The sequence below is a fragment of the Pseudonocardia tropica genome, assembly GCF_040105315.1.
GTDB classification, from domain to species: domain Bacteria; phylum Actinomycetota; class Actinomycetes; order Mycobacteriales; family Pseudonocardiaceae; genus Pseudonocardia; species Pseudonocardia alni.
The window spans coordinates 122,766-145,691 of the sequence record NZ_JBEDNP010000010.1; the positions used below are offsets into that span (position 1 = coordinate 122,766).

Sequence of the window (22,926 nt, forward strand, 5' to 3'; positions counted from 1 at the left end):
GCGTGGAAGGTGTTCTGCGACAAGAAGATCCACGCCGCGTACCGCGCGATCCTACGACGGAGCGTAGCGGTGGATGGTGCCAGCGCTGTCACGATGAGTAACCACCAATCGCGGGGACGGACCGAGCCATGTGTGCGGCGTTAGTCCGTTCGGAGGCATTGCCTGAGAACGCGCCGTACACGTGGCAGGGTCGTCGCGCACGCTACGTGCGTTACGGCGGCGATCGTGGGATTCGGGTCACTCTTTTGCTCCGTTTGTCGTCTCAACAAAAACGCACCGTGTGGCGAGAACTCAGCGAAGTGCCGACCAGGCCGTGCAGTCGCCTGGTGACGGAGAGTGACGGATCAGGTCGACCCGCTGGTGGTGACGACCACGGCGCTCACGGTCGTCATCACCGCGGCGAGCACCGCCGCGTCGTACTGGGCCTTCAGCACCGGGTCGTCGGCCAGCCCCGTCGCGACGGCGCGGGCCCGCTTCTCCCCGGCCCGGCGCTGGGCGGTGTCCACCCCCGACAGGGCCGCCCGGACCTGGTGGGTGGTGTGCAGCAGCGCGACGAGCAGGGCGTCGTGGCCGCCCGGCGTCGTGCCGTGGACCAGGACCGAGCGCAGCCGCTCGCGCAGCGCGCGCTCGGGGCCGGGGTCGGACTCGGGCAGGCGGACGGTGCGGAACAGCCCGAGCACCCTGCCCTCCTCCCGGGACAGCACGCCGTCGGCGACCAGCCGCTGCGCGACGAGCTCGGCCGGCTTCGTGTGCTTCCACGGCAGCGTGCTCGTCCAGTGCGACACCGACCGGGGCTTCGGGTCCGCGGCGATCGTCGCCAGCACGGCGTCCAGGGCGGGGTGACCGGGCGCGACGCCGGTCGGGTGGACCTTCTTCCTGTCGTCCACGGTCACGGCGCCCCGTTCGATGAGGTCGCAGAGCAGCGCGCCGTGCAGCGACCCCGGGTCGAACATGCCACGGGCCTTGCCGGAGTCGTCGTCCAGGCCGATGAGCAGGAGTTCCTCGGACAGCAGCAGATCCATCATGCGGCTCGACGCTAGTGACCGGACGGGTGAGGCGCCTCCTTCCCGGGGAGGAACGTGTGCTCCGTCGGTGTACCCGGCGCATCCGAGCGGTCACGGGGGGTCGACCCCGATCCGGCCCACGCGCTACGAGGTCACCGGGTGCGGACCGACGACCTGAACTGATCCGCGACGGCCATGACGTACTCGCCGTAGCCCGAGCCGGTCTGCCGCGCCCCGAGGGCGTGGCAGGTGTCGGGGTCGATGTAGCCCATCCGCAGGGCGACCTCCTCGACGCAGGCGATGCGGACGCCCTGGCGGTTCTCCAGGACGCGGACGTACTGGCCGGCCTCCATCAGCGACTCGTGGGTGCCGGTGTCGAGCCAGGCGAAGCCGCGTCCGAGGTCCTGCAGGTGGGCGCGGCCCTGCTCCAGGTAGGCGCGGTTGACGTCGGTGATCTCGAGTTCGCCGCGGGCGGACGGGGTGATGCGCGCGGCGATGTCGACGACGCGGTCGTCGTAGAGGTAGAGGCCGGTGATGGCGCGGTCGGAGCGGGGGTGCTCGGGCTTCTCCTCGATCGAGAGCAGGGTGCCGTCGGGGGCGGCCTCGCCGACGCCGTAGCGCTGCGGGTCGCGGACGGGGTAGCCGAACAGCACGCAGCCGGTGTCGCCGGAGGTGACCTGGGCGGCGCGGCGGCGCAGCAGGTCGCCGAACCCGGCGCCGTGGAAGATGTTGTCGCCCAGCACGAGTGCCGACGGCCCGCCGCGGACGTGGTCGGCGCCGATGACGAACGCCTCGGCCAGGCCGTTGGGGTGCTCCTGGGCGGCGTAGGTGATCTGGAGGCCGAGGTGGGTGCCGTCGCCGAGCAGGCGCTGGAAGCCGGGCAGGTCGTGTGGGGTGGAGATGAGCAGGATCTCCCGGATCCCGGCCAGCATCAGCGTGGTCAGCGGGTGGTAGATCATCGGCTTGTCGTAGACCGGCAGCAGCTGCTTGGACACCGCCGCGGTCAGCGGGAACAGCCGGCTCCCGGTGCCGCCCGCCAGCACGATGCCCTTCACCGCGGGACCCCCGCCGTGCCCAGGTGGGCGTCCAGCCCGTCGCGCCAGGCGGGCATCGCGACCCCGGCCCGGGTCGCGCGCGACAGGTCGAGCACCGAGTTCGCCGGTCGGCGCGCCAGGTGCGGCCTGTCCGCGGCGTACTCGGCGGTCGACACCGGGCGGACGTCGCCGGGGTCGCGGCCGCAGCGGGCGAACACCGCCCGGGCCAGTCCGTGCCAGCTGACCGGCTCGCCGTCGCCGGTGACGTGGAAGGTGCCGTGCCGCCCGGACCCGGCCAGCACGAGCAGCGCCGCGGCCAGGTCGGGGGCGAACGTCGGCCGCCCCACCTGGTCGTCGACGACGGCGGGACAGACCCCGTCGCGCGCCAGCCGCGCCATGGTGGCGACGAAGTTGCCGCCGTCGCCGACGACCCAGCTGGTCCGCACGATCACGTGCCGCTCCGGCAGCGCCGCCCGCACCGCCAGCTCCCCGGCGGCCTTCGACGCGCCGTACACCCCGAGCGGGGACGGCGGGGCGTCCTCGGGCACCGGGCCGGGCGCGGTGCCGTCGAAGACGTACTCGGTGGAGACGTGGACCAGCAGGCAACCGTGCTCGCGGGCCGCCGTGGCCAGGTGCGCGGGGCCCGCCGCGTTCGCCCGCCAGGCCGCGGCCGGTTCGGTCTCGGCCCGGTCGACGGCGGTGTAGGCGGCCGCGTTGACCAGCACGTCGACGCCGGAGAAGTCGTGCGCGGCGACGGCGCCGGCGTCGCCGACGTCCAGCGCCGCACGGTCGAGTGCCACCGCGCCGGGCAGTGCGGCGACCAGCGCCCGCCCGAGCTGCCCGTTCGCCCCCAGCACGCACGCGCGCACGCGCCCACCTCCCGATCGTCGGGGCCGACTCTGACACGCTGGCGGGGCCGGACAGTGAGCGGGGAGGGCACGTGCGCATCGTGGTGACCGGCGGGGCCGGGTTCATCGGGTCCTGTTTCGTCCGGGAGGTGCTGGGCGGGGAGCACCCCGAGCTGGCCGGGGCACAGGTGACCGTGCTCGACGCGTTCACCTACGCCGGCCGGATCGAGAACCTCGCCCCCGTCGCCGACGACCCGCGGCTGACGGTCGAGCGCGGCGACGTCCGCGACCCCCGGCGCGTCGCCGAGGTGCTCGACGGCGGTGCCGACCTGCTCGTGCACTTCGCCGCCGAGACCCACGTGGACCGCTCCATCACCGGCGCGGCGGACTTCGTGACGACCAACGTCGTCGGCACCCAGGTCCTGCTGCAGGCCGCGCTGGACGCGGGCGCCGGCCGGTTCGTGCACGTCTCCACCGACGAGGTGTACGGCTCGATCGCGTCGGGCTCGTGGCCCGAGACCCACCCGCTGGAGCCGAACTCGCCCTACAGCGCGGCGAAGGCGGGCAGCGACCTGCTGGCGCGCAGCTACCACCGCACCCACGGCCTGGACGTGGTGGTCACCCGCTGCTCGAACAACTACGGGCCGTACCAGTTCCCGGAGAAGGTGGTCCCGCTGTTCACCACCCGGCTGCTCGACGGCGGCACCGTCCCGCTCTACGGCGACGGCCTCAACGTCCGCGACTGGCTGCACGTCTCCGACCACTGCCGCGGGATCACCCTGGCCGCCACGACGGGCCGCGCCGGGGAGGTCTACAACATCGGCGGCGGCACCGAGCTGACCAACCTGGACCTGACCCGCGCGCTGCTCGCCGCCGTCGGGGTGGGGGAGGACCGCATCGAGCGGGTCGCCGACCGCAAGGGGCACGACCGCCGCTACTCCGTGGACTGGTCGAAGATCCGCGACGAGCTCGGCTACGCCCCCCGGGTGCCGTTCGAGGAGGGCCTGGCCGCCACCGTGGCCTGGTACCGCGACCACCGGAGCTGGTGGGCGTGAAGGCGACCCCGCTGTCGATCGAGGGCGCCTGGCTGTTCGAGCCGACCACCTTCGCCGACCACCGCGGCTCGTTCACCGCTCCCTTCCAGGGCCCGGCGTTCCGCGACGCGCTCGGGTTCGACCTGACCGTCGCCCAGACCAACCGGTCGGTGTCGGCGCGCGGGGTCGTGCGCGGCGTGCACTACGCCGACGTGCCGCCCGGCCAGGCCAAGTACCTCCACGTGGCCGCCGGCGCCGTCCGCGACGTCGTGGTGGACCTGCGGGTGGGGTCGCCGACGTTCGGGCGGGTCGAGGCCGTCGACCTCGACGCCGCCTCGATGCGGGCGGTCTACCTGTCCGAGGGGCTCGGGCACGCCTTCCAGGCGCTCGCCGACACCACCGTCGTCGGGTACCTGTGCTCGACGTCGTACACGCCGGCGGCCGAGCACGGGATCAGCCCGCTGGACCCGGCCCTCGCGCTGCCCTGGGCCGAGGGGGTCGAGCCGGTGCTGTCCGACAAGGACCGTGCCGCGCCCACCCTGGCGGACGCCCTCGCCGCGGGCGCCCTGCCGACCTGGGAGGCCTGCCGCGCCCGCCTGGCGCAGCTGCGCGGGTAGCGGCTCAGTTCCCGGCCCAGCCGGACCGCACCGCGAAGTAGGCCCGGACGAACGGGTCCCGCGCCGCCCCCTGGGCGACGAGCGCCGCGCGGTGCTGCGCGACCCCGCGCGTCTCCGCGTCGATCTCCGGTGGCAGCACGTCACCGGCGAGGTCGGTCAGCCCCAGCAGTGCGAGCAGCAGGCCGTCGTGCCCGCCCGGCGCCGTCTCGGTGACCAGCAGCGACGCCAGCCGGGTCCGCAGCGCCCGGGCCGGCTCCGGGTCCTGTTCGGTCAGCAGCACCCGGCGGAACAGCCCGAACCGGCGGTACTCCTGCGCGGCGAGGACCCCGTCGGCGACCAGCTGTGCCACGGCGCCACCCGCCGAGCCCGCCGGGGTCCGCGCGAGGTGTGCGGCGGTGGCGGCGACGGCGTGCGAGCCGGTGTCGGTGCCGTCCCGGGTCACCGCGGCCAGCGCCGCGGCCAGCGCGGGGTGGTCGGGCTCCCCGCCCGAGGGCGTGACGGTGTCCCCGCCGTCGGGGCCGTCCCCGCCGTCGAGGTGCAGCGCGCCGGCGTCGACCAGGTCGCGCACCAGTGCGACGGGCAGGACCCGCCCGTCGAACCGGTCACCGATCCGGCCGGTCGAGCGGTCGAGCCCCAGCAGGAGCAGTTCCTCGGCCAGCAGCAGGGTCCGCACGGCCCAGCACGTTAGTGCCGGCGCGACACCTCGGCGTCACCGGGACGCACACTGCCCGACGTCTGCGACAGCCCGTCCGGGGCGGCAGCTAACCTCCGGCCATGTCGGAGAACACCACCCCGCTGAAGCTGTCGGTCATCGGGTGCGGCTACCTCGGAGCCGTGCACGCGGCCTCGATGGCGGAGCTGGGCCACGAGGTCGTCGGTATCGAGGTCGACGTCGCGAAGGCGGAGTCGCTGGCCGCGGGCCGGGTCCCGTTCTTCGAGCCGGGATTCGAGGAACTGCTGCGCCGGTCGCTGGACTCGGGGCGGCTGTCGTTCTCCCCGGACATGGCCGACGCCCGGGGCGCGGCGGTGCACTTCGTGTGCGTCGGCACCCCGCAGCGGCGCGGCGAGTACGCCGCGGACCTGACCTACGTCGAGGCGGCGACGGCGTCGCTGATCGAGGTGCTGGGCCCCGGCGAGCTGGTCGTCGGCAAGTCCACGGTGCCGGTGGGCACGGCCGCCCGGCTGGCCGAGCAGGTCGCGGCCCGGGTGCCGGACGCGGCGCTGGCGTGGAACCCGGAGTTCCTGCGCGAGGGCTTCGCGGTGCAGGACACCCTGCACCCGGACCGGCTCGTCTACGGCGTCCCGTCGCTGTCCGGCGGGGACACCGCGGTGGACGCGGAGAAGGTCCTGGACACCGTCTACGCGCGGATCGTCGCCGACGGCACGCCGAAGGTCGTCACCGACTACGCCACCGCGGAGATGGTCAAGACCGCGGCGAACTCCTTCCTCGCCACCAAGATCTCCTTCATCAACGCGATGGCCGAGCTGTGCGAGGCCACCGGCGCCGACGTGAAGCAGCTGGCCGACGCGATCGGCCACGACGACCGGATCGGCCGCAAGTTCCTCAACGCCGGGCTCGGCTTCGGCGGCGGCTGCCTGCCCAAGGACATCCGGGCGTTCATGGCCCGCGCCGGCGAGCTGGGCGCCGACCAGGCGCTGACCTTCCTGCGCGAGGTCGACAACATCAACATGCGGCGCCGGATCCGGATGGTGGAGCTCGCCCGCCAGGTGTGCGACGACTCCCTGCTCGGCAAGCGGATCGCGGTGCTGGGCGCGGCGTTCAAGCCCGACTCCGACGACATCCGCGACTCCCCGGCGCTGAACGTGGCCGCGCAGCTGCAGCTGCAGGGCGCGAACGTCCGGGTGACCGACCCGCAGGCGCTGCCCAACGTGCGGCGGCACTGGTCGCAGCTGGACTGCGTCGACACCCCGGAGGAGGCCGCCGAGGGCGCCGACGTCGTCCTGCTGCTGACCGAGTGGAAGCAGTACCGCGAGCTCGACCCGGGCTCGTTCGGGAAGGTCGTGAAGACCCGCCGGGTGCTCGACGGCCGCAACGCCCTCGACCGCGAGGCGTGGGAGTCCGCGGGCTGGACCTACCGCGCGCTGGGCCGGCGCAACGTCTGAGGCCGGCCCACGGTCCGCGCCCACGCCGCGAACCCGACGGGGTCGAGCCCGAACTCCCGCGCCCGCTCCGGACCGGCGGCGCGGGGGTGGGCGTCGAGGAAGGCGTGGGACTGCACGAACGCCTCGACCAGTCCCTCCGCGCGGGCCTGCTCCGGTCCCTCGGTCAGGGTGAACGGCACGTCCCAGGCCTCGGTGAGCGCCGCGGCCGCCTGCCGGTAGCTCAGGCGCTCGCCGACCAGGTCGAGCGCGACGCCGTCGAACCGGTCCGGGTCGGCGAACGCGGCGGCCGCCGCGGCCCCGATGTCGGCCACCGCGACGAACGGGTGCACCAGGTCCGGGTCCAGCGCCAGCAGCAGCCGCGGCGCGTCGCCCCCGGCCAGGTACATCGACCACGGCACGAAGTTCTCCATGAACCCGCTGGGCCGCAGCCGGGTGACCCACCGGGCCCCGGCCCCGGCGAGCGCCTCCTCCGCGGCGGCCTTGGACCGCCAGTAGTGGGCCATGTGCTCGCCCCAGACCGCGGCGTCGACGGCGCCGGGGTGCCCCAGCTCGCCGACCCCCGACACCGAGGTGTGCACCACCTGCGCGACGCCCGCCTCCCGGACCGCGGCCGCGATCGCGTCGGCGTGCCGCAGCTCCCGGTCACCGAGCAGGTCGTCGAGGTCGGGCATCTGCACCGAGAACACCCCGCGGGCGCCGCGGGCGGCCGCCGTCACCGACGCCGGGTCGTCGAGGTCGCCGGTGACCAGGGTGGCGCCGGCGTCGGCGAGCGCCCGTGCCGCGGCGGTGCCGGGGTCGCGGACCAGCGCCCGGACCGGCGTCCCCGCGGCGAGCAGCGCCCGTGCCGCCGCCCCGCCCTGCCTGCCGGTCGCGCCCGTGACCAGTACCGGATCGTCCATGTCGTGCTCCTCCCGATGAAACGGGGCGGCCCCCCGCTTTCTCTCGGCTACGATATGGAGGACCACCCCGTTTTGTCGAGCCGTCCGGGAGGACCCATGCCGCGCGACGCCACGGCCGCCCCGCGGGCCGACCGCCTCCGCAACCGGGAACGCCTGCTCGGCGCCGCGACGGAGGTCGTCGCACGGGACGGGGCGCAGGCGTCGATGGAGGAGATCGCCCGCCGGGCGGGTGTCGGATCGGCGACCCTGCACCGGCACTTCGCCTCCCGCCGGGCGCTGCTCGAGGCGGTGTTCGCCGACGGCGTCGACACCCTCTGCGCCCGCGCCGAAACGCTCCGCCGCGCCGAGCCCGCCACCGCGCTGTGGACCTGGCTCGACGAGTTCGTCCACTACGTCGCGACCACCCGCGGCGTGGTCGAGGTCCTGCTCGCCGAGCCCGCCGAGGACGCCCCGGTCTGCCACACCGACCGGGTCCGGGCGGCGGTCCGCCCGCTGGTGGCCGCCGCGGCCGACGCCGGCGGGCTGCACCCCGACGCCCGCCCCGAGGACGTCGTCGCCCTCACCGCGGTGGTGTCCACGGCGGCGGGGGAGGACCCGTCCACCGCACGGAGACTGCTGCGCCTGACCGTGGACGGGCTCCGGGGAGCGGGCTGCGGTAGAACGCAGGCGTGACCTCGCACCCCGTCCTCGCCGGATCGGACCGCACGGCGTTCGGCTCGCTGCAGCGAGCCTCCACACCCCGCGCCGAGCGCTACCGCATCGGCAGGGGGCTGCGGAAGGCCGCGCCCCGGTCCGGGCTCGCCGAGTGGTCCGCGCAGCTGCGCCGGGCCGACCCGGTCGACGTCGTCGAGGCGCAGAACGCCGGGCGCGTGCACGAGCTCGTCCCGCTGCGGATCCGGCGGATGACCGCCTCCCCGCACGCCTTCCTGCGCGGCGCCGCGGCCCTGCACGCCGCGGACTTCGCGGTGCTGCCCGAGACCGGCGTGCACCCCGTCATCTGCGGCGACGCCCACCTGGGCAACTTCGGCTTCTACGCCTCGCCCGAGCGCGACCTGGTCTTCGACCTCAACGACTTCGACGAGGCCCACCCCGGCGCCTGGGAGTGGGACCTGCGCCGGCTGGTGTCCTCCACCTGGGTCGCCGGCCGGGACTCCGGCGCGACCGAGGAGCAGTGCGGCGAGGCCGTCACCCGCTGCGTGACCTCCTACGCCGAGCACCTGCGCCACCTCGCCGACGAGCCGCTGCTCGCCCGCTCGTTCGACCTCATGGACATCGACACCCTGCGCTCGGACGCCGACCACGAGACCTCGCGCCGGGTCATCGACAAGGCCGCCGAGCGGGCGCGCCGGCGCACCAGCGACCGCGCGCTGCCCCGGTTCGTGACCGAGGAGGGCGGGGCGCGGCGGATCGTCACCGAGCCGCCGCTGATCACCCACCCCGACGACGAGCACACCGCGCGCATCCTGGCCGCCCTCGACGAGTACCTCGCGACGCTGCCGCCGCACTGGAGCCGCATCCTCGGCGGCTACCACGCCGTCGACGTCGCCCACAAGGTCGTCGGGGTCGGCTCGGTCGGGCTGCGCGCCTACCTCGTGCTCTGCGAGGGCTCCAGCCCCGACGACGTGCTGTTCCTGCAGCTCAAGCAGGCGCGCCGGTCGGTCGTCGCGCCGTGGGTGCACGGCGGCGAGGCGTGGCACGCCCACCAGGGCCAGCGGGTCGTGGAGTACCAGCAGGCCCTGCAGACCGTCTCCGACCCGCTCCTGGGCTGGACGACGATCAACGGCCGCCAGTACTACGTCCGCCAGTTCCGCGACATGAAGGGCGCGATCGTCCCCGACACCCTCGACGCTCCTGCCCTGGCCGACTACGCCGACGTCTGCGGCAGGCTGCTCGCCAAGGGGCACGCCCGCACCTCGGGGGCGTCGATGATCGCCGGTTACCTGGGGAAGGGCGGCAGGGTGGCCGCTGCGCTGGCCAGGTTCGCCAGGGCCTATGCCGACCAGACCGAAGCCGATCACGACGCGCTGGTCCGTGCGGTGCGGTCCGGACGGCTGTCGGATCGGACACCTGAGCAGGTGCCGGGCACGGCGATCGGCTAGGTTCTGGCCCCGTGACCGTCGTCGAAACCCTGCTGGTCTTCGTGGTCGCACCGGCTGTCCTGTACTTCGCGATCTGGGGCTGGATCGCGGTGCGGAACCGGCGCAACCGCCCCCGCCACAACGCGGGTGACCCCTGGCCGTACGAGCCGCTGTTCTGGATCGCCGAGCCGTCCGCCGCGGGGCACCACGCCGCGCACGCCGGACACGGCGACACCGCCCCGTCCGAGGGCGGCGACACCCGAGGAGGTACCGGTGGCAAGTGGTGACCTCGCCGTCTTCACCGGCAACGAGGAGGACCTGCCCGAGGGGTCGGTCGTCACGAACTCCGGTCGCCTGTCGGTGGCCGAGAACTTCGTCGAGCCGTCCGCGGCCGCGCACCCGTTCACCCCGGTGCAGCTGACCCGCCTGGACGAGGCCCTGTACCTGGCCAGCCGCGAGACCGGCCTGCGGTTCGCGCTGTACCTGGGCGACCTGGGTGCCGACGCGCGGGCGACCGCGGTCGACCTGCACGGGCGCGTCGACGACCACGACGACGCCGTGCTCGTCGCGGTCAGCCCCGAGCAGCGGCTGCTGGAGATCGTGACCGGCGCCGAGGCGAAGGTCCGCCTGCCCGACCGCGGCGCCAAGCTCGCTCTCATGAGCATGGTCGCGTCCTTCAAGGAGGGGGATCTCTTCGGCGGGATCCTGTCCGGACTGAGGATGCTGGCAGACCAGGCCGGAAGCCGCCCCTGACCTGCGGGCGCACGGCCGGTGGACACCGGCCGCGGACACCCCGTACGTCCGTGGACAGTCCCCTGCTCAGCGTGTTGGCCGATCGCGGCGCGCCACGATCGGCCCAACGGCTCTAAGGTGTCCTTCATGTCGCGCCCCGGGAGGACCGAGCGGTGACCGGCCCGACCGGCAGCCCGATCCTGATCGTCGACGACCACGAGCTGGTCGGGTCCGCCCTCGCACTGAACCTGCGCGCCGAGGGTGAGGACGCGACCTTCCAGCCGGTCCGCTCCGCCGCCGCGGTGCTGGAGCACGCCCGGCGCGTCACGCCCGGGCTGATCGTGCTCGACCTCGACCTGGGGCGTGACCCGGAGGGCAACCGCATCGACGGGGTCCGGCTCGTCGGCCCCCTCTGCGAGGCGGGCTGGCGGGTCGTGGTGTTGTCCGGCAGCTCCGACGCCGGCCGCGTCGGGGCCGCGCTCGACGCCGGCGGGTTCGTGTTCGTGCCGAAGAACGCGCCGTTCCCGGCGCTGCTCAGCGCGATCCGGGAGGCGCGCGCCGGGCGCTCGATCATGCCGCCCGGCCGGCGCGAGCAGTTCATCCGGCTGCACCGCGACCGGGAGCACGAGCGCCGCGACCTGCACGAGAAGCTGGGCCGGCTGACCCAGCGCGAGCGCGAGGTCCTCGCCCTGCTGGCGGGTGGCAAGCGCGCCCAGGCGGTCGCCGACCACTTCGTCGTCTCGCTGGCGACGGTCCGCACCCAGATCCGCGCCGTGCTGACCAAGCTGGAGGTCGGCTCGCAGCTGGAGGCCGTCGCGCTCTACCGCAAGGCCGCCGGGATCTGACCCGTTCGGCGCACATCACGGGCACCGAACGTCACCGAGAATGATGGGTCCTATCATCGCTTTCTCATCAGTCCGGCGACATGTGCGGAGCGGAGGGGTCGTGGCGTCCGGCTTCCTCGGTGGCGTCCTGGGACCGGAGCGACGCGCCCGGTTCCTGGCGGGCCACCTGACCGACGTGCTGGTCGTCGTGGTGCTCGCCGTCCTCGTGGTCGCGGTGAGCCGCCCCGCGGTGGTCCAGGGCCCGGTCGACGTCTCCGCCGCGACGGCCGTGCTCACCCTCGTCGCGGCGGCCGTCGGTTCGGCGGCGGCGATCGTGGCGCTGGTGACCGGGCGGCTGTCGGGCGACCCGCGGCCGTCGTGGTTCGGGGCCGCCCTGTTGCTCTACGGCGTGGTGCTCCTGCCGCTGGCGGCGCTGGTGCTGCCGCAGTACCCGGGGGGCACCCCGCGGCTGGCGGTGCTGTCGATGCTCCTCATCAGCCTGTGCATCCTCGTCGCCGCGCTGCGCCCGCCGGGCTCGCTCGGCGCGTGGGGCGGGTGGGCGCTCGCCGCCCTGGCCCTGCTCGTCGGCGCGGTCGTGGCGACGCGGCCCGAGAGCACGTTCACCCGCCTGCTGGCGGCGTCCCCGGTCTACACGATCATCGTGCAGACCGGGTGGGCGCTGGTCGCGGTCCTGTTCCTGCTCGACGGCTACCGGGCGCTCAGCCGGGTCCGGGCCCGCCTCGGGCTCGGGCTGCTCGTCGTCGCGGTGTCGCAGCTGTACCGCGCGATCGTGCCGACCGTCGAGCCGACCAGCGGCCTCATCTACCCGTCGCTGCGCGTCGTGGGCATGGCGGTGGTGCTGTCCGCCGCGCTGTCGATCGCCCTGCGTGCGGTCACGAAGATGCAGACCGACTACGACCGGATGCGGGAGAACCTGTACTCGGCCACCGACTCCCTCGACCGGGCCGCCGACCAGGCCGCGGAGCGTGACCACGAGCTGCGCAACGGCCTGGCCGGCCTGGCGGGCGCTGCGCACGTCCTCGCGCTCGGCCGCCGGGACGACGAGAACGCCCGGCTGCACGACGCGGTCCTCGCCGAGCTGGGCAGGTTGCGCGAGCTGGTGCAGAACCCGCTCACCGCTCTCGGCGCGGTACCGGCCGGTTCCGGCGGGGACGACGGCCCCGGCCCCCGCGGGGGCGCGCCGGCCCCGCCCCGGACCGACGACTCCGCCCTGTTCGACTACGGCGACGCCTTCGCCCCCGCGCCGGACCGGCACCACATCGGGGACGCCCTGCGCACCCTGGTCGACCTGCGCGACGGGAACGGCATCACCCTGCACACCGCGGAGGACCTGCCCCCGGTCGCGGCGCCGGAGTCCCTGACCCGTCAGGTCGTCACCAACCTGCTCGCCAACTGCGACCGGCACGCGCCGCGGTCCCCGGTCGTGGTGCGGGCCCGGCTCGCCGACGAGCCCGGTCTCGTCGCCGTCGAGGTCCGCGACCACGGACCCGGCCTGCCCGACGGCCAGGAGGTGCTCGAGATCGTCCGCGGGCGCCACGACGAGTCCGCCGGCGGCTCGGGGCTCGGGCTGCACATCAGCGCCGAGCTCGCCCGGGAGGACGGCGGGAGCCTGGTGCTCCGGACGGTGGACGGACCGCGCGGCTGTCTGGCCGTGCTCACACTTCCGGTGGCCCGCTGATCGGGTGGCGGTCTGTCCACGACCTGCCGTTCCGTCCACGGAGGGTCTTTTCGTCGCCGCCGGCCATTCCCACGCGCCCCACGCGATCTCATACTGGGTGCCGCAACGGCACGGTGCGATGACGCGATGGTCGTCCGCGCTGCCGTTCGCCGGCACGAAGGAGGTCACCATGGCGCACGAGAACGACGGCACCGACCGCAGGACCCCCGCCACCCCCACGGCCGCGGTCCTGACACCGCCGACGGGCCTGGAGCCCGTCCCGGCGCTGCCCCGGCCGCGCACACCGTCCGAGCCGCGGACCCCGGCCGGTCCGCCCACGCCCGTCGTCCCGCAGGTGGGACTGTGCACCTGCGGCCACCCGGAGGACCTGCACGACCACTACCGCCCGGGCACCGACTGCGGCAGCTGCGGGCCGCGTGTCTGCGCGGGCTTCCGCTCCGCCGACGAGCCCGCACCGGCGAACCGCCTGCGGCGCTGGCTGCGCCGCCGCTGAGCACCTCCTGACGTACGACGGCGCCCCGGGAGCACAGGCTCCCGGGGCGCCGTCGTACGTGGGTCAGGGCTGCTGGACCGCGGTGGTCTTCTCCGGGTCCGGAGTGGCCTGACCGTCGAACTCACGGGCGGCCAGCGCGCGCACGATCCCGGCGCGCCCCTCGGACACGAGCCGGCGCAGCGACGCCGGCTTGGACTCGTCGGCGAGCCAGGCGTCCGCCGCCGCGACGGTCGGCTCCGCGACCGCCCAGGACGGGAACAGCCCGACGACGACGTTCTGCGCCAGCTCCGAGGTCCGGCGCGCCCACACGCCGTCGATCTCGTCGAAGTAGCGCTGGACGTAGCCGTCGAGCAGCCCGGGGCTCACCGTCGACAGTGCGGGGTGGGAGAACCCGGAGATCGCCGACTCGTTGATCGCGTTCGGCAGGGAGTCGTCGTGCACGGCGCGCTGCCACGCCCGCTCCTTGGCCTCCGCGGTCGGGATCAGCGCACGGGCCCGCTCGGCCTGCCGCGCCCCGGTGGAGGTGGCGTCGCGCTCGGCCTCCTCGGCGATCTCGGTCTCGCCGGCCTTGCCGTGCGCGACGAGTGCGTGCAGCAGCCGCCAGCGCAGGTCGGCGTCGACGGTCAGTCCGTTCGGGACGTCGACGTCGAGCAGCCAGCCCTTCATCCGGTCCAGGGTGTTCTCCGGCAGCACCGAGGCGGTCAGCGCGTTGACCACCGCCAGCTGGACGTCCGACCCGGGCGGGGCGGTGTCCAGGCGGAACCGCAGGGCGTCGGTCAGCAGCGGCCAGCCGCGGCCCTGCGCCCACTCCGGGGTGCAGTACGACGCCGTCGCGGTCTGGGCCTGCAGCAGCAACCGCTGCACGACGCCGATCTCGGACTCGGTGTCGAACCCGCCGGCGACCAGGGTGACGAAGTCACGGGCCTTCAGCTCGGCCTCACGGGTCATCTCCCACGCCGAGGACCAGCACAGCGTGCGCGGCAGCGACTCGGCGATGTCGCCGATCCGGTCGACCAGGGTCGCGAGCGAGCCCGGGTCCAGGCGCAGCGCGCAGTAGGTGAGGTCGTCGTCGTTGACCAGGACGAGCTTGCCGCGGGGCAGCCCGACCAGCTCCGGGACGGCCGTGCGCTCGCCGGAGATGTCGAGCTCGACGCGGTGGGTGCGGACGAGCGTGCCGGTCTCCGGGTCGTCGTCGTAGACGCCGACGGCGATCCGGTGCGTGCGCAGCTCACCGGCACCCGGCCGGGCGCCGCCCTGCACGACGTCGAACGAGGTGAACTTGCCGGCCTCGTCGACCTGGAACGACGGGCGCAGCAGGTTCAGGCCGGTGGTGCGCAGCCACTGCGCGCCCCAGTCCGACAGGTCCCGGCCGGACGCCTTCTCCAGCGCGCCCAGCAGGTCGTCGAACGTGGCGTTGCCCCAGGCGTGGGCGGCGAAGTAGTCGCGCAGACCGGCCAGGAAGGGCTCCAGGCCGACGTAGGCGACGAGCTGCTTGAGCACCGACGCGCCCTTGGCGTAGGTGATGCCGTCGAAGTTGACCTCGACGGCCTGCAGGTCCGGGATGTCCGCGGCGATCGGGTGCGTCGAGGGCAGCTGGTCCTGCCGGTAGGCCCAGGACTTCTCGAGGTTCGCGAACGTCGTCCAGGCGCCGGTGTACTCGGTCGCCTCGGCCTGGCACAGCACGGACGCCCAGGTGGCGAACGACTCGTTGAGCCACAGGTCGTCCCACCAGCGCATGGTCACGAGGTCGCCGAACCACATGTGCGCCATCTCGTGCAGGATCGTCTCGGCGCGCCGCTCGTAGAGCGTGCGGGTGACCCGGGACCGGAAGACGTAGTCCTCCAGGAACGTGATCGCGCCGGCGTTCTCCATCGCGCCCGCGTTGAACTCCGGGACGAACAGCTGGTCGTACTTGCCGAACGGGTAGGTCACGCGGAAGTTGCGGTGGTAGAAGTCGAAGCCCTGCCGGGTCTCGGTGAAGATCCGCTCGTGGTCCATGTGCGGCGCCAGCGAGGCGCGGCAGTAGATGCCCAGCGGGATCTCGGCGTGGTCGTCGCGGTAGGTGTCGTGCCAGCTCGCGTACGGCCCGGCGATGAGCGCGACCAGGTAGGTCGAGAGGATCTCGGTCCGCTCGAAGCGGTGCACCCCGCCCTCGACCGTCGCCGGCGCGTTGGAGATGACCTTCCAGTCCTCCGGCGCGGTCACGGTGAGCGTGTAGCGGGCCTTGAGGTCGGGCTGGTCGAAGCAGGGGAACAGCCGCTTGCAGTCGGCCGTCTCGAACTGCGAGTACAGGTAGACGGCCTGGTCGACGGGGTCGACGAAGCGGTGCAGGCCCTCACCGGTGTTGGTGTAGAGACCGGTCGCGACGATCGTCAGCTCGTTGTCCGCGGCGAGACCGGGCAGCGCCAGGCCGTCCTCCTCGGTCCACGAGCCGGCGTCGAGCTCGGTGCCGTTCAGCGTCGCCGAGGTGATGCCGTCGCCCACCCACTCGATCCACGTGCTCCCGCCGGGCTCGGCGGCGGTGAAGCGCACCGTGGTCGTCACCGCGAACGTCCGCTCGGAGGGGGCTCCGGCGCCGTCGGTCAGGTCGATCGTGACGTCGTAGGTGGAGACGTCGAGCAGCGCCGCGCGCTCCTCGGCCTGGGTACGGGTGAGGTTGGGCGGGGTCACGTCGTTCGGGGTCCTCTCGGGGAGTGGTGTCGTCGGCATCCAATCACGGTGCCCGGGGCGCGGCCCGTGGAATCCGCGGCCGGTGCCCGGTGTTGCGCCGGGTATGACGACTCCTGCTGCCGACGGCCGTGCCCGCATCGACATCTGGTTCGACCCGCTGTGCCCCTGGGCGTGGCTGACCTCCCGCTGGGTGCTGGAGGTGGAGAAGGTCCGCGACGTCGACGTCACCTGGCACGTCATGAGCCTGTCCGTGCTGAACGAGGGCCGTGAGCTGCCCGAGCAGTACGTCGAGCTCATGTCGAAGGGCTGGGGCCCGGTGCGCGTGTGCATCGCCGCCGCCGAGCTGAAGGGCCCGGAGGTCCTCGCGCCGCTCTACACCGCGCTCGGCGAGCGCATCCACGACCAGGGCAACAAGGACCTCGACGACGTCGTCGCGGGCGCGCTGAAGGAGCTCGACCTGCCGGCGTCGCTGGCGGAGGCCGCGCACTCCACCGAGTACGACGAGAAGCTGCGCGCCAGCCACCACGAGGGCATGGACCCGGTGGGCCTCGACGTGGGCACCCCGACCATCCACGTCGACGGCGTGGCGTTCTTCGGGCCGGTCATCTCCCGGGTCCCGAAGGGCGAGGACGCCGGCCGCCTGTTCGACGGCGCCCGGCTGCTCGCCGAGAACCCGCACTTCTTCGAGCTCAAGCGCACCCGCACCGAGGACCCGTCGTTCGACTACTGAGCCGGTGACGGCGTGATCGCCGCGATCGAGGGGGCCGGTGCCGGATGTGGCACCGGCCCCCTCACTCGTGACGATCAGCCGGCGGCGCCGCTCGCGATCGCGAACGGGATCGCCCGTTCGGCCGTGGCGGGCGCCGCGGGGGCGCACAGTGCCCGGCCGTGGACACCTGGTTCTCGCGGCGGACGACGTCGGTGCTCGGAGCGGTGGCGCTGGTCGCCGGGACGCTCGCGGGCGGACAGCTCGCGGTCGGCGCCGTGCTGGACCGGGGCGCGCTCGCCGACGCGGTGCCCCGGACGTCGCTGAGCCCGTACTCCGACGGCGCGTTCACCGTGCGGGCCGCCGCGGTGGACAGCCGGGTCGACATCGCCGGGGCCGAGGACGGCTCCTACGTGCTCGGCCACACCCCGGCGGGCAGCGACGTGGTCCTCGACCTCGACCTGCTCTCCGGCGACACCGCGCGCCCGTGGTGGGTGCAGCCCGCGACCGGGACGACGCTGGAGCTGGCCCGGCTCGCGAGCTCGGGGATCGCCCGGTTCCCGGCCCCGCAGGGCGCGGGCGGGAACCGCGACTGGGTTCTGGTGGTCGACGACGTCGCCGCCGGGTACGGCGCGCCCGACGCCGACGCCGTCGCACGGGAGGTGGGGGAGCGGGTGCGGTCCGCGGTGGCGAGGGCGGGCTCCGACCGGGGCCCCGGGGCGGACGGTTCCGGTCCGGACGGCGACGGCTCGGGGGGCGACGGCTCGGACGGTGCCGGTCCGACCGGTGGCGACGGCGGCACCGGTGGCGACGGCGGCAGTGGTGACGGCGGCGGCGGCTCACCGGCGGGTTCCGGCGGTTCCGGCCACCGTTCCGGCGGCAGCGCCGGCGACGGCCCGGCCTCGGGATCCGAGCCGGAGGACCGCGACTTCGGCGGTTCCGGTGGGGACGGTGGATCGTCCGATGGCGACGACTCCGCCGAGGGCGGCAGCGGCGGCTCCGGCGGCGGCTCCGGCGGCGACGGGCCCGGCGGCGACGAGGACCGCGGCGACAAGGGCGACACGGGCGACACGGGCGACACGGGCGACGAGGGAGACGAGAACCGCGGGGACGAGGCGGACGAGGACCGCGGGAACGGGAACGGCGGGGGAGACGCCGACGCCCCGGCCCCCGCGGCCCCCGCCCCGACGCCGGAGAAGAAGAAGGAGCCGGCGCCGTCGTCGTCGGCGAAGGCGGCCGACGGCACCTGGGACGAGCTGGCGCAGTGCGAGTCCTCCGGCGACTGGTCCATCTCGACCGGGAACGGCTACCACGGTGGTCTCCAGTTCGACAAGGGCACCTGGAGCGACTTCGGCGGCACGACGTACGCCCCCACCGCCGACGGCGCCAGCAAGGAGCAGCAGATCGAGATCGCGACCAAGGTCCGCGACGCCCGCGGCGGTTACGGATCGTGGCCGGCATGTGCCAACAAGTTGGGCCTTCCGAGGTGATCGATCGTCCTGTGGTGTGGCGTACGGTCGCTGGCTGCGCGACCGGTGGTCGCGTAGGGTCCGTGGTCCCTCTCCCGGTCGTCCGCAGCACCTGCCCTGCCGACGGCGGCCCGGCCTCGATTCCCTACCCTTGGACCTCATGAGTTCGCCCATCCCCGACGCCCACCGGATCGGGAACCGCTACCGGCTCGACGAGCGGATCGGTGCCGGTGCGATGGGTGCCGTGTGGCGGGGGACGGACGAGCTGCTGAACCGCACGGTGGCCGTCAAGGAGCTGCTCGCGGCGGCCCTGCCGTCCGACGAGCAGCTGGAGGAGTCCCGCCAGCGGATCCTGCGCGAGGGCCGGATCGGCGCCCGCCTGCAGCACGCACACGTGATCAGCATGTTCGACGTCGTCGTCCACGACGACCGTCCGTGGCTGGTCATGGAGTACCTGCCGTCGCGCTCGCTGGCCGCGGTGCTCGCCGAGAAGGGTCCGATCCCGCCGCGGGAGGCCGCCGCGATCGGCCGTCAGGTCGCCGACGGGCTGGCCGCCGCGCACACCGCGGGCGTCGTGCACCGTGACATCAAGCCGGGCAACGTCCTGATCGCCGAGGACGGCCGGGCCAAGATCACCGACTTCGGCGTGTCCCGCGCCGTCGACGACGTGCAGCTCACCCGGACCGGCGTCATCGCCGGCACCCCGGCCTTCCTGGCCCCGGAGGTCGCCCGCGGCCAGGAGCCGACGGCCGCCTCGGACGTCTTCGCGCTGGGCGCGATGCTCTACGCCTCGGTCGAGGGCGAGCCGCCGTTCGGCCTCGACGACAACGCCTACGCCCTGCTGCACAAGGTCGCCACCGGCGCGATCACCCCGCCGCAGGAGGCGGGCCCGCTGACCGCGCTGCTGATGCGCCTGCTGGCCAACGACCCCACCGAGCGGCCCAGCTCGGCCCAGGCCCGCGAGGCGCTCGCCCGGATCGCCGCGGGCCAGTCCGTCGCCGGTCTCGCGACGCCGTCGACGGCTGCCGCGGTGATGGACGCCGGCGACGGCGCGGACGCGCCCGACGGGCTCGAGGCGCAGGGCGGCGGGACCGTCGTCGACGCGCCGGCCGTGCCCGCACCGCAGGTCATCCCCGGCCCCGGCGGCCGTGGCGGCCGACGGGGCGGTGCCACCCGCTCCCGGGACGGGCGGGGTCGTCGCACCCCGGTCGTGCTGGGCGCGGTGGCCGTGCTGCTCGTCGTCGGCGGCGGTGTCGCGTTCGGCGTCTACTCGACCAGCCGGCAGCAGGACGCCCCGCCGGTGATCGCCGCCCCGCCGACCAGCGGGTCGCCGTCGTCGAGCGCGGCCCCGACGACCACACCCGCCCCGACGACCACCCCGACGCCGACGCCGACCACCGCGACCGGTGAGGTCCAGGACCCGGTGTCGTTCGTGCAGAACTACTACCGGATGCTGCCCGGCGACATCGACGGCGCGTTCGCGATGCTCAGCCCGCAGGCGCAGGCCCAGAGCCAGGGCATCCGGGGTTTCCGGACGTTCTACAGCGGCGTCCGCAACGTCTACGCCGAGAACCTGCGCAACGCGGGCCCGAACACGGTCACCGCGACCGTCGTGTTCATGCGCAACGACGGCACGACGACCCGGGAGAACTACCGGTTCGTCGTCGGCACCGACAGCGAGGGTCAGGAGATCATGCAGTCGTTCAGCACGGCCTGACCCGCCCCGACCGGTCAGCCGGGGCGCAGCGACGTCACGAACCCCGCGGTCGCGGCGACGATCTGCCGCTGTGCGGTCGCCCGGTCCACCCCCGGCTCGCCGTCGCCGGTCTGCGGGCCGTAGTCGCCGAAGTAGGCGTGCAGCCCGCCGTCGACGACGACGAAGCGGGCCCCCGCGGGCAGCTGCGCCCAGGAGTCCGCGATCGCGTCCGGTGTGGCCAGCGCGTCGCGGGAGCCGGACACCGACAGGGCCGCGACCGGCGCCCCCGACACGTCGGCGGCCGGGTAGGACGCCCACAGCACCAGCCCACGCACCCCGGGCACGTCGAGTGCCCGCGCGGCCGCCACGCCGCCGAGGGAGTGTCCGCCGACCGCCCAGGTGCGGACCTCGGGCGCCGAGCCGACCGCCCGCCCGACGGCCCCCGGGTCGGTCAGCGCGACGCCCAGCGGCGGCGCGGTCACGATCACGCGCACCCCCTGCTCGGCCAGCGGGCGCAGCAGCGCCAGGTAGGCCCGCGGGTCGACCAGCGCCCCGGGGACGAACACCAGGCCGGGGCCGGACGGCGCGGTCGGGCGCAGCTCCCACGTCGTCGCGGTGTGCACCACCGCGACCCGGTCCGACGGCGTGGTCGCGGCGAGCGCGGTCGCGTCGGCCGCGTAGGGGCGCAGCCACAGCACGGCGGCGACCAGCGCGACCAGCAGCACCGCACCGGCGGCCCGCCCGGTCGTCCGCAGCCGTCCGGGCCGCGCCGGGCGCCCCGACCGCACCACCAGGACCAGCCCCACCAGGGCGACGACGGCGAGCAGCACCGGGTAGGCCGGGTGCCCCGCGAGCAGCACCGGGCCCGCGACGACGACGATCCCCACCACGACGACCACGGCCACGATCCCGACCAGCGCCCGCACCGCGACCGCCCACCCGGGCCGGGGCGCCCGGTCAGCCACGGGTCGCCGTCGCGGTCACGAACTCCACGATCCGGGCGTTCGCCGCGGCCCGGGTGTGCCGGTCGTGCACCTCGTGGCCCTCGTCGGGGATGCGCAGCAGCTCCACCGGCGCACCGCGCCCGGCGAGCGCCGCGTGGATCGCGAGTGCCTGCGCCAGCGGGACGTTCGTGTCGTGCTCGCCGTGCACGACCAGCAGCGGTGCGGCGATGCGGTCCGCCGCGCGCACCGGGGACAGCTCCTCCAGCAGCGCGCGGTCCCGGCGCGGGTGCCCGTACTCGGTGGTCGCGGGCCCGCTGATCCACGGCTCGGAGTCGGCGTAGAAGGCGGTCATGTCGGACATGCCGCACACGTCGACGCCGGCCGCGAACAGCTCCGGGAACCGGGTCAGCGCGGCCAGGGTGAGGAACCCGCCGTAGGACCGGCCGCCGACGACGATCCGGCGCGGGTCGACGTCGGGCACCCCGGCCAGCAGCCGGGTCGCGGCCCGCACGTCGGCGATCGAGCCCGGCCGCAGCGGGCCGTCGTCGAGCCGGGCGAAGGCCCGCCCGCGCCCGGAGGACCCCCGCACGTTCGGCGTGAGCACGGTGACCCCGGCGGCGACCAGGCCGTGCAGCAGCGGCGCCCAGCCGGGCCGTTCCTCGGACTCGGGCCCGCCGTGCAGCCACACGAACCCCACCCCCGTCGGCGACGACGGCCGGTGCAGCCATCCGGTCAGGCGCAGCCCGTCCTCGGCCGGGAAACCGACCGCCTCCGGGCGCGGGGGCCGCGGTGTCACCGGGGTGCCGCCGAGCAGCGGTGTGGCCGGGCGCGCGTCGAGGGGCATCCGCACCACGTAGGGCGCCACCCCCGGCGAGTGCCCCGCGACCAGCAGCGACACGCCGTCGCGGGCGAAGGCCACCCCGGTGACGACGTCGCACGGCGCGGGCAGCCGCTCCGGCCTGCCGCCGCGCAGGTCGGCGATCTCGACCTGGCTGCGCCCGCCGACGTTCCACACCAGCGCGGCCCGCGGACCGCCCGGGTCCAGCGCCACGACCTCCAGGTCCGCGCCGGGCCGGACGGCGACCGGGCGGGCGGGGGACAGGCGGTGCTCGCCCGCGGGGCCGAGCGCGACGGCGAGCAGCGCGGTGTGCTCGCGGTCGGCGTCGGTGTGCACCCAGAGCGTGCCGGGGGCGCTGCCGAACCGGGCGGCGGCGGTCAGCGCTCCGCCGGGCCCGCCGATCACCCGGTCCCGGGTGCCGCGGTGCAGGTCGACCAGCTCCAGGGCGCGTTCCCCGCGACGGCCGGTGCGCAGCACGACCCGTCGTCCGTCGGCCGACACCGCCTGGACGACGGCGGACTGCCCGGACCCGAGCACGGTGGAGGAGCCGTCGCGCACGTCGACCAGGCAGGCGGTGCCGTCGCCCGGCTCGGCGCCGCGCGGGGTCGCGTCGGACAGCACGGTGACGCCCAGCGACCGTCCGCTCGGCGCCCACGCGCCCAGCACGACGGCGGTGGCGTGGGTCGCGATCCCGACGGCGGGCCCGCCGTCGGGATCGAGCAGCGCGACCCGGGTGCGGTCGCCGCCGCACGGGGCGACCTGCACCGCGATCCGGCTGCCGTCGGGGGACCAGGACAGCGCGGTCACGTCGGGGTGCGGGCCGGGGGCCTCCAGCACCCGCGCCCCGTCCGGGTCGACCGGTCCGTCCGCCGGCAGCGGGGCGACGTGCACCCGCGGGCGCCCGGTGCGGTCGGAGATCCAGGCGATACGGGTGCCGTCGGGGGACACCGCGGGCGAGTGGTGCCCGGGCTCGGCCCCGGCGACGGCACGGTCGGGGGCGGTCTGGGTGATCTGCACGGTCTGCCCGGCCTCCACCGATCACATCCCCCGTTCTGCTGTCGTGTCCTGCGGTTCTGCGCGACCGGACGCCGAAACTACCCGGTGGGTCCGCACCGGGTCCCACCTCACGTGCGCCGGGCCCCGCCCGCAAGACCCACTGCGTTTCGGGGTGGTGACAAGCGCGACGGCGAACGAGGTGTTCGTTCGTACGGAACACG

21 protein-coding genes are annotated in these 22,926 nt (G+C 74.9%); 13 read left to right on the forward strand and 8 right to left on the reverse strand.

The window, feature by feature from the left end; translation table 11 throughout:
• Window positions 1-344 precede the first annotated feature (344 nt).
• The 3 genes from WHI96_RS17860 to rfbD all read right to left on the reverse strand — a co-directional run bounded on the left by WHI96_RS17860 (window position 345) and on the right by rfbD (window position 2,907).
• Window positions 345-1,025 (reverse strand): GOLPH3/VPS74 family protein, encoded by a 681-nt coding sequence (locus WHI96_RS17860; RefSeq protein ID WP_345644272.1) that lies wholly within the window; start codon window positions 1,023-1,025, stop codon window positions 345-347.
• A gap of 131 nt (window positions 1,026-1,156) precedes the next feature.
• A complete protein-coding gene (rfbA, locus tag WHI96_RS17865; protein ID WP_345644269.1) occupies window positions 1,157-2,059 on the reverse strand; it encodes a glucose-1-phosphate thymidylyltransferase RfbA in 903 nt (300 codons plus the stop codon).
• Window positions 2,056-2,907, reverse strand: a complete 852-nt coding sequence (gene rfbD / locus WHI96_RS17870; protein ID WP_345644266.1) for a dTDP-4-dehydrorhamnose reductase — start codon at window positions 2,905-2,907, stop codon at window positions 2,056-2,058. Before rfbD ends, rfbA begins: the two co-directional genes overlap by 4 nt.
• Before the next feature lie 71 nt (window positions 2,908-2,978).
• Here rfbD and rfbB point away from each other — a divergent pair, with 71 nt between their 5' ends.
• Both rfbB and WHI96_RS17880 read left to right on the forward strand, forming a co-directional pair.
• Entirely contained in the window at window positions 2,979-3,941 is a 963-nt protein-coding gene (gene rfbB / locus WHI96_RS17875; protein WP_345644263.1) for a dTDP-glucose 4,6-dehydratase, read from the forward strand.
• Window positions 3,938-4,537 carry a dTDP-4-dehydrorhamnose 3,5-epimerase family protein gene (locus WHI96_RS17880; RefSeq protein ID WP_345644260.1) on the forward strand — a complete coding sequence of 200 codons (600 nt, stop codon included), beginning with the start codon at window positions 3,938-3,940 and terminating at the stop codon, window positions 4,535-4,537. The genes rfbB and WHI96_RS17880 overlap by 4 nt, the downstream gene beginning before the upstream one ends.
• 4 nt (window positions 4,538-4,541) lie before the next feature.
• On the opposite strand, the gene WHI96_RS17885 is transcribed toward WHI96_RS17880, so the two are convergent.
• Window positions 4,542-5,210, reverse strand: a complete 669-nt coding sequence (locus WHI96_RS17885) for a GPP34 family phosphoprotein (protein WP_345644256.1) — start codon at window positions 5,208-5,210, stop codon at window positions 4,542-4,544.
• 101 nt (window positions 5,211-5,311) lie between these two features.
• Between WHI96_RS17885 and WHI96_RS17890 the strand changes: the two genes are divergently transcribed.
• Window positions 5,312-6,661, forward strand: a complete 1,350-nt coding sequence (locus tag WHI96_RS17890; protein ID WP_345644254.1) for a UDP-glucose dehydrogenase family protein — start codon at window positions 5,312-5,314, stop codon at window positions 6,659-6,661.
• On the opposite strand, the gene WHI96_RS17895 is transcribed toward WHI96_RS17890, so the two are convergent.
• Window positions 6,631-7,560 (reverse strand): NmrA family NAD(P)-binding protein, encoded by a 930-nt coding sequence (locus WHI96_RS17895; RefSeq protein ID WP_345644252.1) that lies wholly within the window; start codon window positions 7,558-7,560, stop codon window positions 6,631-6,633. The two genes, WHI96_RS17890 and WHI96_RS17895, sit on opposite strands and share 31 nt — an antisense overlap.
• 96 nt (window positions 7,561-7,656) lie before the next feature.
• On the opposite strand from WHI96_RS17895, the gene WHI96_RS17900 reads away from it, so the two are divergent.
• From WHI96_RS17900 to WHI96_RS17930, 7 genes are all read left to right on the forward strand, one after another.
• Window positions 7,657-8,232: a TetR/AcrR family transcriptional regulator gene (locus tag WHI96_RS17900; protein ID WP_345644250.1), complete on the forward strand. Its 576-nt coding sequence runs from the start codon at window positions 7,657-7,659 to the stop codon at window positions 8,230-8,232.
• The gene (locus WHI96_RS17905; protein ID WP_345644247.1) at window positions 8,229-9,659 is read left to right on the forward strand and encodes a DUF2252 domain-containing protein; all 1,431 of its coding nucleotides are present in this window, start codon (window positions 8,229-8,231) and stop codon (window positions 9,657-9,659) included. The genes WHI96_RS17900 and WHI96_RS17905 overlap by 4 nt, the downstream gene beginning before the upstream one ends.
• Before the next feature lie 11 nt (window positions 9,660-9,670).
• On the forward strand, window positions 9,671-9,925 hold the full coding sequence (gene ctaJ / locus WHI96_RS17910; protein WP_345644244.1) for an aa3-type cytochrome oxidase subunit CtaJ: 255 nt from the start codon (window positions 9,671-9,673) through the stop codon (window positions 9,923-9,925).
• Window positions 9,912-10,391 (forward strand): DUF5130 family protein, encoded by a 480-nt coding sequence (locus WHI96_RS17915; protein WP_345644242.1) that lies wholly within the window; start codon window positions 9,912-9,914, stop codon window positions 10,389-10,391. Before ctaJ ends, WHI96_RS17915 begins: the two co-directional genes overlap by 14 nt.
• A gap of 152 nt (window positions 10,392-10,543) precedes the next feature.
• The gene (locus WHI96_RS17920) at window positions 10,544-11,215 is read left to right on the forward strand and encodes a response regulator transcription factor (RefSeq protein WP_345644240.1); all 672 of its coding nucleotides are present in this window, start codon (window positions 10,544-10,546) and stop codon (window positions 11,213-11,215) included.
• A gap of 100 nt (window positions 11,216-11,315) precedes the next feature.
• Window positions 11,316-12,893: a sensor histidine kinase gene (locus tag WHI96_RS17925; protein ID WP_349302413.1), complete on the forward strand. Its 1,578-nt coding sequence runs from the start codon at window positions 11,316-11,318 to the stop codon at window positions 12,891-12,893.
• A 118-nt stretch (window positions 12,894-13,011) separates the two neighbouring features.
• Window positions 13,012-13,386 (forward strand): hypothetical protein, encoded by a 375-nt coding sequence (locus tag WHI96_RS17930; RefSeq protein ID WP_345644234.1) that lies wholly within the window; start codon window positions 13,012-13,014, stop codon window positions 13,384-13,386.
• Between the two features lie 63 nt (window positions 13,387-13,449).
• Here the strand turns inward: WHI96_RS17930 and pepN are convergent, their stop codons facing one another.
• On the reverse strand, window positions 13,450-16,056 hold the full coding sequence (gene pepN, locus WHI96_RS17935; RefSeq protein ID WP_345644593.1) for an aminopeptidase N: 2,607 nt from the start codon (window positions 16,054-16,056) through the stop codon (window positions 13,450-13,452).
• A gap of 103 nt (window positions 16,057-16,159) precedes the next feature.
• On the opposite strand from pepN, the gene WHI96_RS17940 reads away from it, so the two are divergent.
• From WHI96_RS17940 to WHI96_RS17950, 3 genes are all read left to right on the forward strand, one after another.
• Complete coding sequence (locus tag WHI96_RS17940) at window positions 16,160-16,786, forward strand: mycothiol-dependent nitroreductase Rv2466c family protein (protein ID WP_345644231.1); 627 nt, start codon at window positions 16,160-16,162, stop codon at window positions 16,784-16,786.
• 158 nt (window positions 16,787-16,944) lie between these two features.
• Window positions 16,945-18,252, forward strand: a complete 1,308-nt coding sequence (locus WHI96_RS17945; RefSeq protein ID WP_345644229.1) for a transglycosylase family protein — start codon at window positions 16,945-16,947, stop codon at window positions 18,250-18,252.
• Between the two features lie 139 nt (window positions 18,253-18,391).
• Window positions 18,392-19,948, forward strand: a complete 1,557-nt coding sequence (locus WHI96_RS17950; RefSeq protein WP_345644226.1) for a serine/threonine-protein kinase — start codon at window positions 18,392-18,394, stop codon at window positions 19,946-19,948.
• Window positions 19,949-19,962: 14 nt separating this feature from the next.
• Here WHI96_RS17950 and WHI96_RS17955 read toward each other — a convergent pair whose 3' ends face one another.
• Complete coding sequence (locus WHI96_RS17955; protein ID WP_345644224.1) at window positions 19,963-20,892, reverse strand: alpha/beta hydrolase; 930 nt, start codon at window positions 20,890-20,892, stop codon at window positions 19,963-19,965.
• The gene (locus WHI96_RS17960) at window positions 20,885-22,744 is read right to left on the reverse strand and encodes a S9 family peptidase (protein ID WP_345644222.1); all 1,860 of its coding nucleotides are present in this window, start codon (window positions 22,742-22,744) and stop codon (window positions 20,885-20,887) included. Before WHI96_RS17960 ends, WHI96_RS17955 begins: the two co-directional genes overlap by 8 nt.
• Between the last annotated feature and the right edge of the window lie 182 nt (window positions 22,745-22,926).